This window comes from Tahibacter sp., assembly GCF_032229445.1.
GTDB lineage: Bacteria > Pseudomonadota > Gammaproteobacteria > Xanthomonadales > Rhodanobacteraceae > Tahibacter.
Genome location: NZ_JAVTWC010000115.1, coordinates 139527 through 153666 on the forward strand (window position 1 = coordinate 139527; position 14140 = coordinate 153666).

At 66.5% G+C, this 14140-nt stretch carries 9 protein-coding genes and 3 tRNA genes; 6 read left to right on the forward strand and 6 right to left on the reverse strand.

Going from position 1 to position 14140, the window contains the following annotated elements; translation table 11 throughout:
• Positions 1-173: 173 nt before the first annotated feature.
• On the reverse strand, positions 174-1154 hold the full coding sequence (locus RUU78_RS21660) for an NAD(P)-dependent oxidoreductase (RefSeq protein WP_313919799.1): 981 nt from the start codon (positions 1152-1154) through the stop codon (positions 174-176).
• Positions 1155-1509: 355 nt separating this feature from the next.
• On the opposite strand from RUU78_RS21660, the gene RUU78_RS21665 reads away from it, so the two are divergent.
• Together RUU78_RS21665 and tadA are read left to right on the forward strand one after the other, a co-directional pair.
• Complete coding sequence (locus tag RUU78_RS21665; RefSeq protein WP_313919801.1) at positions 1510-2265, forward strand: transferase; 756 nt, start codon at positions 1510-1512, stop codon at positions 2263-2265.
• 124 nt (positions 2266-2389) lie between these two features.
• On the forward strand, positions 2390-2860 hold the full coding sequence (gene tadA / locus RUU78_RS21670) for a tRNA adenosine(34) deaminase TadA (protein ID WP_313919803.1): 471 nt from the start codon (positions 2390-2392) through the stop codon (positions 2858-2860).
• 83 nt (positions 2861-2943) lie between these two features.
• On the opposite strand, the gene RUU78_RS21675 is transcribed toward tadA, so the two are convergent.
• The gene (locus RUU78_RS21675; RefSeq protein ID WP_313919805.1) at positions 2944-3402 is read right to left on the reverse strand and encodes a YaiI/YqxD family protein; all 459 of its coding nucleotides are present in this window, start codon (positions 3400-3402) and stop codon (positions 2944-2946) included.
• A 78-nt stretch (positions 3403-3480) separates the two neighbouring features.
• Entirely contained in the window at positions 3481-5847 is a 2367-nt protein-coding gene (gene ppsA / locus RUU78_RS21680) for a phosphoenolpyruvate synthase (RefSeq protein WP_313919807.1), read from the reverse strand.
• Between the two features lie 368 nt (positions 5848-6215).
• Here ppsA and RUU78_RS21685 point away from each other — a divergent pair, with 368 nt between their 5' ends.
• Positions 6216-7031, forward strand: coding sequence for a pyruvate, water dikinase regulatory protein (locus tag RUU78_RS21685; protein WP_313919808.1), 816 nt, complete (start codon positions 6216-6218; stop codon positions 7029-7031).
• Positions 7032-7215: 184 nt separating this feature from the next.
• Positions 7216-7716 (forward strand): DUF1249 domain-containing protein, encoded by a 501-nt coding sequence (locus tag RUU78_RS21690; RefSeq protein WP_313919809.1) that lies wholly within the window; start codon positions 7216-7218, stop codon positions 7714-7716.
• A 143-nt stretch (positions 7717-7859) separates the two neighbouring features.
• Here the strand turns inward: RUU78_RS21690 and RUU78_RS21695 are convergent.
• The 3 genes from RUU78_RS21695 to RUU78_RS21705 all read right to left on the reverse strand — a co-directional run bounded on the left by RUU78_RS21695 (position 7860) and on the right by RUU78_RS21705 (position 8206).
• Positions 7860-7936: transfer RNA gene (locus RUU78_RS21695), tRNA-Asp, on the reverse strand.
• Between the two features lie 78 nt (positions 7937-8014).
• A tRNA-Glu gene (locus RUU78_RS21700) sits at positions 8015-8090 on the reverse strand.
• 40 nt (positions 8091-8130) lie between these two features.
• Positions 8131-8206, reverse strand: a tRNA-Ala gene (locus RUU78_RS21705).
• 151 nt (positions 8207-8357) lie between these two features.
• Here RUU78_RS21705 and RUU78_RS21710 point away from each other — a divergent pair.
• Both RUU78_RS21710 and RUU78_RS21715 read left to right on the forward strand, forming a co-directional pair.
• The gene (locus tag RUU78_RS21710; protein WP_313919811.1) at positions 8358-10133 is read left to right on the forward strand and encodes a cation:proton antiporter; all 1776 of its coding nucleotides are present in this window, start codon (positions 8358-8360) and stop codon (positions 10131-10133) included.
• 142 nt (positions 10134-10275) lie between these two features.
• Positions 10276-14112 carry an EAL domain-containing protein gene (locus RUU78_RS21715; protein ID WP_313919813.1) on the forward strand — a complete coding sequence of 1279 codons (3837 nt, stop codon included), beginning with the start codon at positions 10276-10278 and terminating at the stop codon, positions 14110-14112.
• Positions 14113-14140 lie beyond the last annotated feature (28 nt).

Consider the following 14140-nt stretch of genomic DNA (forward strand, 5'->3'; position numbering starts at 1 on the left):
AGCGGTCGCACGACATCATGATCACGCAACCCTGCGCGATCAGGCGGAGCGCGCAGGGTCCGCGCGCATGCCCCAGCGGGTTCGAACGGCTCAGGTTCGAGACCGGCGAGACAGCGCTTACGGCGGTGGCAGTACGCCTGCCCGGGCAGGCGCAGGCGCGGACTGCAACGCGCTCAGACCGGATATGGCCCGTGTGCAAACGCTTCTGCGTGATACCGCTTCGCGCCGATCGTCTGCGCCAGCGGACTGCGCCAGTCACGGCCCTCGCGCAGCTGCGCCAGCGCTTCGCCAAAACCGTGGCGTGGCGTCCAGCCAAGCATGCGCACGGCCTTTTCACTGCTGTAGACACGATCGATAGCCGGAAACAGGCGCCAGCCGCGGCAGGCGTATTCGTCGGCGTACTCGGGAAAGTACCGTGCGGCCACGCCGGGCGCGTCGTGGCGCAATTGCGCCGTGTCGCCACGCGTGAACGGCGTCGCGGCGCTGATGACGAAGCGGTCGAAGCCGAGCGCGGGCGCCTTGCCGATCGCGAGCAGGTGGGCGTCGACGACATCGGCGATGTCGACGCGGCGGTAGAGCAATTCGTTGACCTTGGTGTTGTCGTCGGCATAGGCCTCGCGCACGTCGGCGCTGTCGTCGGCCTCGGGGAAAAAGCGCGAGGTGCGCAGCACAAGGCATGGCAGGGCGTGGCGGCGATGGAACAGTTCACAAAGATCTTCTGCGGCTATTTTCGTGACGCCATAGATGTTCTTCGGCACCGGCCTGACGTCTTCGTCTATCCATGCCGCGGGTTCGCCGGGCGGCGGCACGAGCGCGGCACCGAAGGTGCTCGTGGTGCTCGTGAAGACCAGCGCCTTGACCCGCTGCGCCACGCAGGCTTCGAGCACGTTGAGCGTGCCGCTGATGTTGGTGTCGACGAAGGCCTGAGGCGTGTGCGTGGCGACATGGGGCTTGTGCAGCGTGGCGGGATGGATGACCGCATCGGCACCGGCGATCGCCTCGTGCACGAAGGCCGCATCGACGAGAGTGCCGACGCGGTCGGTGTAGCTTGCGGGCCGGATGTCGACGCCGATCGCTTCGTGTCCTTGCGCGCGCAGGGTGCGCATCAGCGCTTCGCCAAGATGGCCCGAACTGCCGGTGACGATGATGCGCATGCATGCCTCCGTTGCGTGATGCAAGCTGCGCAGTCTACCCGGCGTCGGTAGGCCGGCGAGCGCGAAACGGATCGCGGCGTACCGCGAGCATCCAGGGACGTTCGGTCTCGGTGCTCGCAGCGCAAGCAAGCTGAAACGCGGTGCTTTCGCTGCATCACCGTCGCGGCTAACCTCGACGCATGGCGCAGCAACGATTCCACGGTGGCGAGGGTACGACGCATGGCGCCACGCGCAAGCGGCGCCGTACAGGCGCGAGCGCGCTGGTACCGACAGCCGTGTTCGGCCACAGGGCCTGCCGGGTCGTCACGCCGCGTGTCGTTCGCGAATCCGTTTGGCGCGACGTCGCCGGCCGCGCATGAGCCGTCGCGGACAGGCGCCGTACGTGGTCGACGCGGCCGGCCTGCGCTCGCTGCATTTCGGTCCCGCCCGGATACAAAGCCGCATGCGCGTGAATGCGCCCGACGCGTTGGTATTCGACTACACCTGCGTCATGATGGGTTTCCTGCTGTTCGGCGCCACGCCCCGGCGCATCGGCGTGGTCGGCCTCGGTGGCGGCTCGCTGGCGAAATTCTGCCATCGTCATGTAGCCAGTGCGCGCATCGACGTGGTCGAACTCGACGCGCGCGTGATCGCGTTGCGCGATGCCTTCGCGATCCCGCGCGACGACGGCCGCCTGCGCATCCGTCTCGGCGACGGCGTCGCCTTCGTCGCAGCAGCGACGCGCACCTTCGACGCGATCCTGCTCGACGGCTACGACGAGGCCGGCATGCCGGCGCGGCTGCGTTCAGTGGACTTCGCCGCTGCCTGCCGCACTGCGCTGCGGGCGCGCGGCGTGCTCGTCGTGAATCTCGATCGCAGCGATCCAGGCTTCGATCTGTTCCTGCGGCGCCTGCGCGCGCAATTCGCCGATGCGGTCTTCGTTGCCGACGATGCGGACCACGGCAACGCCGTCGTGTTCGCCGGCGCGCCGGTGCGCCGGCGCCTCGGCGCGATCGAAAGGCCGGCGACGCTGGACCGGGTCGCCTGGGCGCAGCTCGTCATGGCGTTCGCGCGCGTGCGTGCCGCGCAGCAGGCCTGGCTTGGAAGTCTCGAAAACAGGGAGCAGGAGTGACAAAAGCAGATGACCACTGTTTTCTCACTCCTCATCCCTGAGTTCACGCTCACCCGCGCGCCGGACGCATCCGCTATCCTGCGCGCCCCCCGATACGCCGCGTTGCCCCGCTGGAGTTCCGTGCATGGCCGACAACACCGCTGCCGACACTGACCTGCGCTGGATGCAGTACGCGCTGGAACTCGCGCGCCGCGCGGAGGAGCAGCATGGCGAGGTGCCGGTCGGCGCGGTGCTGGTGGTCGACGGCCTACTGGTCGGCGAAGGCCACAATCACAACATCGGTCTCAACGATCCGAGCGCGCATGCCGAGATCCAGGCCCTGCGAGATGCGGGCCGGCGCGTCGGCAACTATCGCTTTCCCGGTGCCACGCTGTACGTGACGCTGGAACCGTGCGCGATGTGTTCGATGGCGCTGGTCCATGCGCGCGTCGCGCGCGTGGTCTACGGCGCGAGCGACCCCAAGACGGGCGCGGCCGGCAGCGTGTTCGACACGCTGATCTCCGAACGGCACAACCATCGCATCGACGTGGTTGCCGGCGTCTCCGCGGAGGAATCCGGCGCGTTGCTGCGCGCGTTCTTTCGCAAGCGACGCTGACTTGCTGGCAGTGGTGAGTGAGAGAGGTGAGAAACGAGTCGTCGCCGCCTGTTCATTCTTTGTCGCTTCTTCCTACTTTTTACTCACTTTTCCTCACTCGTTACTCGTCGTAGCAGGCTGTCGAGCTGGTTGGCGAACGCCTGACGGTCGCGTGCGTGGAACGTCGCGGGACCGCCGGTATCGACGCCGGCACCGCGCAGTTCGTCCATGAAATTGCGCATGCTCAGGCGCTGCGCGATGCTGTCGGCGGTGTACAGCTCGCCGCGCGGATTGAGCGCGAGCGCGCCCTTGCCGATCGCGGCCGAGGCCAGCGGAATGTCCGCGGTGACGACGAGATCACCGGGTTCGACGCGCGCCACGATCGCGTCGTCTGCCGCGTCGAAACCGCCAGGGACCTGCATCGATCGGATGTGCGGCGACGGCGGCGTGCGCACGTACTGGTTGGCCACGAGGATGGTTTCCACGCCGACGCGATCGGCGGCGCGGAAAATGATGTCCTTGATGACGTTCGGACAGGCGTCGGCATCGACCCAGAGGCGCATGGATGAGCGAGGAAAGAGGAGGAGAGGAGTGAGAAAAGAGAGCGCGCTACTCTTTTCTCACTCCTTCTCACTCTTTCCTCATCCTTTCGCCTTGGCCAGCTTCAGCCAGGTATCGACGACGGTGTCGGGATTCAGCGACACCGACTCGATGCCCTGCTCCATGAGCCACAGCGCGAGGTCCGGATGGTCCGAGGGTCCCTGGCCGCAGATGCCGATGTACTTGCCCTTGGCCTTGGCGGTCCGGATCGCCATCGACAGCAGTTTCTTGACCGCCGGGTCGCGCTCGTCGAACAGGTGCGACACGATGGCCGAGTCGCGGTCCAGGCCCAGGGTCAGCTGGGTCAGGTCGTTCGAACCTATAGAAAATCCGTCGAAAATTTCAAGGAACTCCTCGGCCAGCAGCGCGTTGGACGGCAGCTCGCACATCATGATGAGCTTGAGGCCGTTCTCGCCGCGCCGGAGGCCGTTCTCGGCCAGAACCTCGATGACCTTGCGGCCTTCGTCCAGCGTGCGCACGAACGGGATCATGACCCAGGCGTTGGTCAGCCCCATGTCCTCGCGCACGCGCTTCATCGCGCGGCATTCCAGCGCGAAGCAGTCCTTGAACGACGGGTCCACGTAGCGCGCCGCGCCGCGGAAACCGATCATCGGGTTCTCTTCGTGCGGCTCGTAGCGTGCGCCGCCGATGAGGTTGGCGTATTCGTTGGACTTGAAATCCGACAGGCGCACGATGACCGGATTCGGCGCGAATGCCGCGGTGATCGTCGCGATGCCTTCGGCGAGACGGTCGACGTAGAACTCGACCGGATCGGCGCCGTTGATGCGCTCGTCGATCTTGCGCCGGGTCTCCGCATCCTGCTTCTTGTATTCGATCAGCGCCTTGGGGTGCAGGCCGATGTGACTGTTGATGATCATCTCGAGCCGGGCGAGGCCCACGCCGGCATTCGGCAGCATCGCGAAATCGAACGCGCGCTCCGGGTTGGCGACGTTCATCATGATCTTCAGCGGTGCCGGCGGCATCGCATCGAGATCGGCCGTGATGCGCTCGAACTCGAGCAGTCCCGAGTAGATCAGTCCCGTATCGCCCTCGGCGCAGGACACGGTCACTTCGGCGCCGTCGGGGATCGAGTCGAGCGCGTTGCCGCAGCCGACCACGGCCGGCACGCCCAGCTCGCGCGCGATGATCGCCGCATGGCAGGTGCGGCCGCCGCGGTTGGTGACGATCGCGGCGGCGCGCTTCATTACCGGCTCCCAGTCGGGGTCGGTCATGTCGGCGACGAGCACGTCGCCCGGCTGCACGCGGCTCATATCGGCGAGTGTGCGGATCACCTTGGCCGTGCCGGAACCAATTTTCTGGCCGATCGCGCGGCCTTCGCACAACACGCTGCTGTGGCCGCGCAGATGGAAACGCTCGATCTGCGCGGCGCGCCCGCGTGACTTCACCGTTTCGGGGCGCGCCTGCACGATGTAGAGCTTGCCGGTGACGCCATCCTTGGCCCATTCGATGTCCATGGGACGGCCGTAGTGCTGCTCGATCACGAGCGACTGCCTGGCGAGTTCGTGCACGTCGGCGTCGCTGAGGCAGAAGCGCGCGCGGTCGGCGGCCGGCGTCTCCTCGATGCGCACGCGTTCGCCCGGCGTGTCCGAATACACCATGCGCTGCTGCTTGGCGCCGGCCTGGCGCCGCAGGATCGCGGGCAGGCCCCGGCTCAGCGTGGGCTTGTACACGTAGAACTCGTCGGGATTCACCGCACCCTGCACGACCATTTCGCCTAGGCCGTAGCTGCCGGTTACGAACACCACGTCGCGGAAACCCGATTCGGTGTCGAGCGTGAACAGCACGCCGGAGGAGCCGACGTCGGAGCGCACCATGAGCTGCACGCCGGCGGAGAGGAACACGTCCTCGTGCTTGAAGCCGTGATGCACGCGATAGGCGATCGCGCGGTCGTTGTAGAGCGAGGCGAAGACTTCCTTGACCTTGTGGATCACGTCGTCCGCGCCGGTGACGTTGAGGAAGGTTTCCTGCTGGCCTGCGAACGAGGCGTCCGGCAGGTCTTCGGCCGTGGCCGACGAGCGCACTGCGACGGAGACGTCGCTGCCACCGGCATCGGCGCTGAGCTTGGCGTAGGCGGCGCGGACTTCGCGATCGAATTCCGGCAGCAGCGGGGTTTCGACCACCCAGCGGCGGATCTCGGCGCCCGCGAGGTTCAGCGCGTCGACGTCCTCGACGTCGAGATCGGCGAGGCGCTGCTGCACCCGATCGGCGAGGCCGCTCTGCGCGATGAACTGCTGGAAGGCGTACGCGGTGGTGGCGAAGCCGCCTGGTACGGAGACGCCGAGCTTGGCGAGGTTGCCGATCATCTCGCCCAGCGACGAATTCTTGCCCCCGACCTTGCCCAGGTCGGAGAGTCGCAGGTTGTCCAGCCAAAGCACCAGGTCGCTCAAGGTCAATCTCCGGATTGCGGTAGGGATGCGCCGCCGGGCCCTGCGCAACCTGCCGCTGCGCGGGACCGCCACCAAGGCCGCCGGGTCGGGGCGGGCGTGGATGAGGTGTGCGGCGAGCTTCAGATCCGCCGACGGGCGCCGGCGTCGAAAAAGACGCTCGATTTTCCGGGTTCGCGACGAGGGAAACAAGTTGTGCACTGCGGTAGAGCGGGGAAGGGGGGCGGGGGAATCGAGAATCGTTGCAGGCGTAGCCGAGCTGAGCCCAACCCTCGCCTCAAAGCCGCGGGCTTTTCCGGGTTAGCTCTTACGATTCCCGATTCCCGCTAAGCACGCGTACTCTTGCATGGTCTCCCGGCTCAGGGCGCCTCATGCGCAGAACCATCTATTTCATATCCGACGGTACCGGCATCACGGCCGAGACCGTCGGCCATTCGGTGCTGACCCAGTTCGACGGCATCGATTTCGACACCTTCCGCATTCCATTCGTCGACGACGAGGTCAAGGCTCAGGCCGCTGCGATCCGCATCAAGACCTGCCATGCGCAGACCGGCGCGCGGCCGATCGTGATCAATACCGTGATCGATCCGGTGCTGACTGAGGTGCTGACCACGAGCGGTGCGCTCATGGTGGACGTGTTCGCGCCCTTCATCGGTCCGCTGGAGCAGGAACTGGGCACGATGCGCGCGCGCCACGTCAACAAGGCGCATGGGCTGGTCAATTTCGCCGAGTATGAAGAGCGCATCAACGCGACCAACTATGCGCTGTCGCACGACGACGGCGTGTCGACCAACTACGCGGATGCGGAAATGATCCTCGTCGGCGTATCGCGTTCGGGCAAGACGCCGACCTGCCTCTACATGGCGCTGCACTACGGCGTGAAGGCAGCCAACTATCCGCTGACCGACGACGATCTCGAGAAGATGGAGCTGCCGGTGCGCCTGCGGCCGTATCGCAATCGCCTCTACGGACTGTCGATCGATGCGCAGCGTCTGGCGCACGTGCGCGAGAACCGCCGTCCAAATAGCCGCTACGCGACGTTGGAGCAGTGCCGCTGGGAACTGGCCCAGGCCGACAAGCTGTTCAAGCGCGAAAACATCCCGGTGCAGAACACGACGCATACCTCGATCGAGGAGATCGCGAGCAAGATCCTGTCGGCGCTCGGCATCGAGCGGCACATGTTCTAGGGTCAGGAAAGTAGGGGGCGAGTGAGAAACGAGTGTGGGTCGGCGGTGTCCGGCGCGCCGCTTGTTTACACGTAGCCCGGCGTGGCGTCAAAAAAGACGGAGGCCGCGGGGAAGCCCATCGTAGCAGTCCGCGGCGACGGGCGGCAGTCTGGTCGTGCTGTGGGCCGCTGCTATGATCGGTCGCATGAGCACGCTCGCCGACAAACCACTGAAACTGTTTCCCGGACGCTTCGCCTACCTGATGGGGCTGTACGCGGAAAACCACGCGCGCCTCGTGCGCCTGTTCGCACCGCAGCGGCTGGCCCAGGGCAGCTATCTCTCCTCCATCGACGACGGCCTCGACGTGCGCCTGGATCTCGTCGAGCAGCACCGCTACACGGTGGAGCTGCGCCTCAATTACGTACTGCGCGACAGCACCAACGCCGAACTCTCGCCGTCGGCCTGGCTGCGTCTGTACCAGGACGCCCACCTTGCCGAGGCGACCCATTGCCATCCGGGACGTCACCTCATCGACGTGCTTGGTCCGTATCCGCCGGCGCCGACCGTGTTCCAGCACCGCCTGCGCATGAACGCGTTCCTTACGCGCTGGCTGGAATACCTCGGCGAGCAGGGACATTCGGTAGGAACCCTGCAGCCGCTGCCACCGGATCGCCTCGCGCCGATGAGCAGGCGGCAACAGGGCTGATCGTGTAGCGGGCCGTGCGCGGTCCGCGCGGTCGTGATGCCGGTTCAACGTGAGCAGCGCGAGCGTCGCGGCTGTCGCCGCTGAAATGGCAGACAAAAATCGGAGACAACAAAAAACCCGCCGTGAGGCGGGTTCTTGTCAGCTGGCGGAGTGGACGGGACTCGAACCCGCGACCCTCGGCGTGACAGGCCGATATTCTAACCGACTGAACTACCACTCCTTGAACTCACAACAATTCCTTTGTTGCTTTTGCTCCAACTTTCACTTGGAGCGGAACGCGTCCTGCGTTCCTTTTGATTGGCGTCCCCACGGGGATTCGAACCCCGGTCGCTACCGTGAAAGGGTAATGTCCTAGGCCTCTAGACGATGGGGACGTAACCTTTCGAAACTCATGCCGCACTTGCATGAAACTCTTGGTGGAGCCAGTCGGGATCGAACCGACGACCTCTACAATGCCATTGTAGCGCTCTCCCAGCTGAGCTATGGCCCCCTCGCGAGAGGAGCGGAATCTTAGGGAGCGGACCCGTCAGCGTCAACCCCTTAGCGCAAAATTTTTTGCAGGCGTGTGACCCGCGGCGTTCGACGCTCACATGCCAGGCACTATCCTTGCCGCGGCGCTGCGGTCACTGTAAGACGGTGCCATGCACGCGAACGAATTCCTCAAGGATCTCGCCGTCATCATGGTCGTGGCGGGCTGCACGACCCTGCTGTTCCACCGGCTGCGTCAGCCCGTGGTGCTGGGCTACATCCTCGCCGGCGTGGTCATCGGCCCGTACACGCCGCCGTTCGCACTGATCACGAACGAACAGACCATCCGCAGCTTTGCCGACCTGGGCGTGGTGCTGCTGATGTTTTCGCTGGGCCTGGAGTTCAGCCTGCGTCGCCTGCGCGAGGTCGGTGTCGCAGCATTGGTCGCGACCGGTGTGGAAGTGATGCTGATGCTCTGGGCCGGCTACGAGCTCGGGCGCTGGTTCGGCTGGCGCACCATGGACGCGCTGTTCCTCGGCGCGATGATGGCGATCTCCTCGACCATGCTGGTGTTGCGCGCGATCCACGAGTCTGGCCACAAGCAGGAGCGCTTCGCGCGTCTGGTGTTCGGGATTCTCGTGATCGAAGACATCTTCGCGATCGTGCTGATTGCGGTGCTCTCCGGCATCGCGATCAGCGGGGCGGTGGAGCCGGGACGCGCGCTGGCAACGCTGGGCCGGCTGAGCCTGTTCATCGTCGTTGCGCTGGTGCTGGGCCTGCTGTTGCTGCCGCGTCTGGTCGACCATGTCGCCGCCTCGGGACGCAGCGAAATGCTGCTGGTCACCTCACTCGGGATCTGCTTCGGCGCGGCCCTGCTCGCCGAGTCGGCAGGGTTCAGCGTGGCGCTCGGCGGTTTCGTCGCCGGCGCCATCGTGGCCGAGGCCCGCGCGGCCAGGCGCGTGGAGCACCTGATCGAACCGGTGCGCGACATGTTCGGTGCGCTGTTCTTCGTCGCGATCGGCATGCTGATCGATCCGCACCTGCTGGTCCGCTACGCGGTGCCGGTCGCGCTCGTCGCCGCGGTCGTGATCGTCGGCAAGACCCTGGCCGTCACGTTCGGCGGCGTGATCGCCGGCAACGATGGCCGTACGGCGCTGCGCGCCGGGCTGGGACTCGCGCAGATCGGCGAGTTCTCCTTCGTCATCGCCGGCGTCGGCCTCGCGAGCGGCGTGACCAGCGAATTCCTGTACCCGATCGCGGTCGCCGCTTCGGTGCTCACCGCATTCGTCACGCCGTACCTGATGCGCTCGTCAGACCGCATCGCCGAGCGCACCGACAGCCTGCTGCCGCGCAAGGTGCGCGCGCTGATGATCGCGTACCAGCACTGGATCGCCGGACTCAGGCCCGAGGAGGAAAACGCCGCGATTGCGCAGATGCTGCGCCGCCTCGTGCTGCACATCGTCATCAACATGGCCCTGATCGTCGCGGTATTTCTCGGCGCGGCCTGGCTCAAGCCGCGCATGCTCGAATGGTTGCCGCAATGGACTGCCGGCGAGACGCTGCGGCGCAGCGTGCTGTGGTCGCTGGCGCTGTTCGTTTCGCTGCCTATGCTGATCGCGGCGTATCGAAAAGCCGATGCGCTCGGCATGGTGCTGGCTGAGCTCGGCATCCGCGACGGCGTCGCCGGCGCACGCACGTATGCCTTGCGCCGCGTGCTCGGCAAGATGATTCCGCTCGCCGTGCTCGTGATACTGGCCGTGCTCGTCATGGCGCTGGGTTCGGCCATCCTGCCGTCGCTCGGCGTGCTCGTGCTGCTGCTGCTCGTGGCGGCGGCGCTGGCCGCCTTCCTGTGGCGTTCCTTCGTGCAGGTGCATGCGCGTCTGCAATCGACGTTACGTGATGTGATGCAGCCGTCGGCGCCGGCAGTCCGGACCGAAACACTGCCGTGAACGTGTATATTTCTCGGCGTCGCGCGCCCGGTCGAAAAACGACGGCAGGCGCCGATCGATAGTTTGTTCGTGCGATCGACAGGGCGACGATCGGAAAAAAGCGCGAGGTTTTTTCGACAACCTGCGGGGGGCGATTCCGGTCATGGGCGGTTCGATTCGGATGCGGCACGGCGCGCAATGGCTGCGGCGGCAGAACGAGATCCTGCGCCTGTTGGCGATCGGAGCCGTGCGCGAGCGCGTGCTGAGCGAACTGGCGGAGCTGCTGCGGCTGGAGTTCCCCGAGGCGGCCATTGCACTGGTCGTGCGCGCCGACGGCGAACCGTTTCTCTGGAGCGGCGGTGGCGGCGGCCTGGCGACTGCGGCGCTATATACGGTACTCGGCGACGATGGCGAACTGGACCGGGCTGAAGGCTGGTTCCCGCTCGAGCAAGGGGCCGCGACACCGCGCTGGGATGAGTTCGCGCGCGCCGCTGGATTCCGCGGCCTGTGGATCGAGCCGCTGCACGACGTCGACGGCCTGCGCATCGGCCAATTACTGATTGCGCTGAGCGATCGCAGCGAAGCCGACTCGTCTGCGCAGACCCTGGCCCGTGTCGGCGCGACCATCGCCGGGTTGATTTTCCAGCGCGACTCGGCGGTGGCGCGTCTGCAGCAGGGGCGCGAGCTGTACCGCTCCCTGCTCGACAACCATCCCGACGCAGTCCTCCACATCGATGCGGACTGGCACATCCGCAGCGGCAATGAAGCCGCACGGCAGACGTTCGGCCTCGGCGCCGACGACATGCACGGCCAGCCCCTGAGCGCGCTGTTCGACGAAGCCACGCAGGCTTCGCTGCAGATGCGTCTGCCGTCGGTGCTGCGCGGCATCGCCCAATCGATGGAAGCGACCGCGCTGCGGCCCGGTGGCGCGCGGCCGCGCGAACTCGAGCTGATCCTGGTGCCGCTGCGCGACCGCGCGCGCAGCAGCGGGCTGTTCGTGATCGCGCGTGACGTGACGCGGTTCCGCGCCTCCGAGCGCGCGCTGCGCCGCACCTATGAGCAGTCGCTGCTGCGACGCGACCAGTTACTGGAGCTCAACCGCGCCGCGATCGACAGCTCGGCCATCGACGACGTCCAGGGACTGTTGCTGCAGCTCGCGCGTTCGATGGTCACAATCGCCGGCGTCGATTTCGTACGCCTGAGCCTGCAGCCGGTTGCAGCGCAGCAGCACGGCAGCGAGGTCGTCGTAGTCCTGACCAAACCGCCCCAGGCCGAGCAGGCGCGCCTGCTGCCGGCCGAACTGCGCCGGCATGCTGCGGGCCTGGTCGAGCCGCAGCGCGCGGACTGGAGTTTCCCCGCCTCCGACGGTGAGAACGCGCGAGGACGCTGGCTCGGCATGAGTCTGCGCGCCGACGACGGTGCTGTCGTGGGTACGCTGGAGTGGTTCGGCCCGCGCGACAGCACCTTCGATGATGATGACGAAGTGCTGCTGATGCAGTTCGCGCAACTGAGCGTCAGCAACGTGCAGCGGGTGTGGCTGCATCACAGCCTGCGCGAAGCCGAGCGCGACATCGCGCACCAGCTCGCGTTCGTGCACGCGATGACGGCCAGCATCGGCGAAGGCCTGTATGCGATCGACCGCGACGGCCGCCTGACCTTCATCAACCCGGCGGCGAGCGAGATCCTCGGCTGGGAAGCCGCCGAGCTGCAGGATTGTGCAGCGGAGAGCCGCTTCGCCGTGCCGCATCCCGAGGCGCCGGGTCCGGCTGCGCGGGCCCTGCTGCTCGACAGCCGCATCAGCGAGCACAGCGAATTCATTGCACGCGACGGTCGGCGCATCCCGGTCGATCTGGTCGCCTCGCCGCTGCATCTGTACGGCCGCGCGACCGGCGCGGTCGTGGTGTTCCGCGACATCAGCGAGCGGCTGCTGGCCGAGCAGGCGCGGCTGGAGCGCGACCGCTTCTTCGCACTGTCGCTGGAACTGTTCGTCATCGTCGACGCGAAGGGCCATCTGTTCCAGTTCAACACGGCCACGACGCGCCTGTTGCGGCGCAGCGCCGAAGAGCTGTTCATGAGCAACTGGCGCGATCACGCGCACCCGGACGATTTCGCCATCACCGACGCGGCGACGGCACAGATACTCTCGCAAGGCCGGGTCGATGCCTTCGTCAACCGCTGGATCGACGCCGACGGCGAAATCCACTGGCTCGAGTGGACCGCCTCGCTGACGCCGGACCAGCGCATCTTCGCGGTCGCGCGCGACATCACCGAACGGCGCCGCTATGAGAACGAACTGGCCCATCTCGCCAGTCATGATACGGTCACCGGCCTGCCGCGCATCGAGCAGATCGAGACGTTCCTGAGCGCATGGCTGGCCGGCGCTGCGCTGCGCGGTAGCCGCGTCAGCGTGTTTTACCTCGATCTGGACCGCTTTCGCCTGATCAACGATTCGCGCGGCCACGCGATCGGCGACCAGGTGCTGCGCACCGTCGCGCAGCGCCTGCTCGATTCGGTCGGCGAGCAGGGCAAGGTCGCGCGCATCGCCGGCGACGAGTTCCTGGTCGTGCGATCCGACGGCATCGACGCGCCGGACCAGCAGGAACTCGGCGAAGCGCTGCGCCTGTTGATCGAGCAGCCGATCAACCTGGGTCTGCAGCAGGTATTCCTGACCTGTAGCGTCGGTGTCAGCTGTTTTCCCGAGAACGGCACCGCTGCGCTCGAACTGGTGCAGCAGGCCGAAGCCGCGATGATCAGGGCCAAGGACGAGGGCCGCAACGCGGTCGCGTCGTTCTCCAACGAGCAGTCGCAGGCGCTCAAGGACCGGCGCGAACTCGGCTCCGGCCTGCGCGCCGCGATCGCGAACGAGGAACTCGTGCTGCACTTCCAGCCGCAGATCGGCGCGCACGACTGGCAGGTGCGCGGCGTCGAGGCGCTGGTGCGCTGGAACAGCCCGGTGCACGGCCTGCTGCCGCCAGGCCGCTTCATCCCGGTCGCCGAGGAACTCGGCATCATCGTCGAACTCGGGCAGTGGGTATTGGAATCGGCCTGCCGCAAGGCGCGCGAATGGCTCGACAGCGGCCTGGCCGATTTCACCGTCGCGGTGAATGTGTCGGCATTGCAGCTGCAGCGGCCGGATTTCCTCGAGCGCGTGCGGCGTGCGCTCGAGGTCTCGCGCCTGCCGCCGCGCTATCTCGAGCTGGAACTGACCGAGTCCATGGTCATGGCCCATGTCGAGCGCGTCATCGTTGCGATGCGCTCGCTCAAGGCGCTCGGCGTCAGCCTGTCACTGGATGATTTCGGCTCGGGCTATTCCAGCCTCAACTATCTGCGCCAGTTTCCGATCGACAAGCTCAAGATCGACCAGTCCTTCGTGCGCGATATCATCACGGACCCGGGCTCGGCGGGCATCTGCCGCGCGGTGATCGCGCTCGGCCACCAGCTCGGCATGACGGTCAGCGCCGAAGGCGTGGAAACCATCGGCCAGGCCGCGTTCCTGCGCCGCAGCGAATGTGACCAGTTCCAGGGTAACTACTTCTGCCTGCCCATGCCCGAGGCGCAGACCTTCGACGTGCTGCGCCGTCGCTATCTGCGCCAGGACGCTGATACCGAACTCGCGCGGCCGAGCAGCACCGAAACGCTGCTGCTGCTCGACGACGAGGAGAACGTGCTGCGTGCGCTCGTGCGCCTGCTGCGCCGCGACGGCTACAACATCGAGACCGCGACCAATGCGCGCCAGGCCTTCGAGATCCTCGCCGCGCAGCCGGTGCAGGTCATCATCTCCGACCAGCGCATGCCGGACATTAGCGGCACCGAGTTCCTCAGCCGCGTCAAGGATCTGTATCCCGACACCGTACGCCTCATCCTGAGCGGCTACAGCGATTTCGCCTCGTTGACCGAAGCGGTCAACCGCGGCGCGGTGTATCGCTACGTGGCCAAGCCCTGGGACGACGAGGAACTGCGCCGCATGGTGCGCGAAGCGTTCCGCATGGCGGCGGGTTGACGACTCCTGGCGCGTTGTAGCGGCGCAG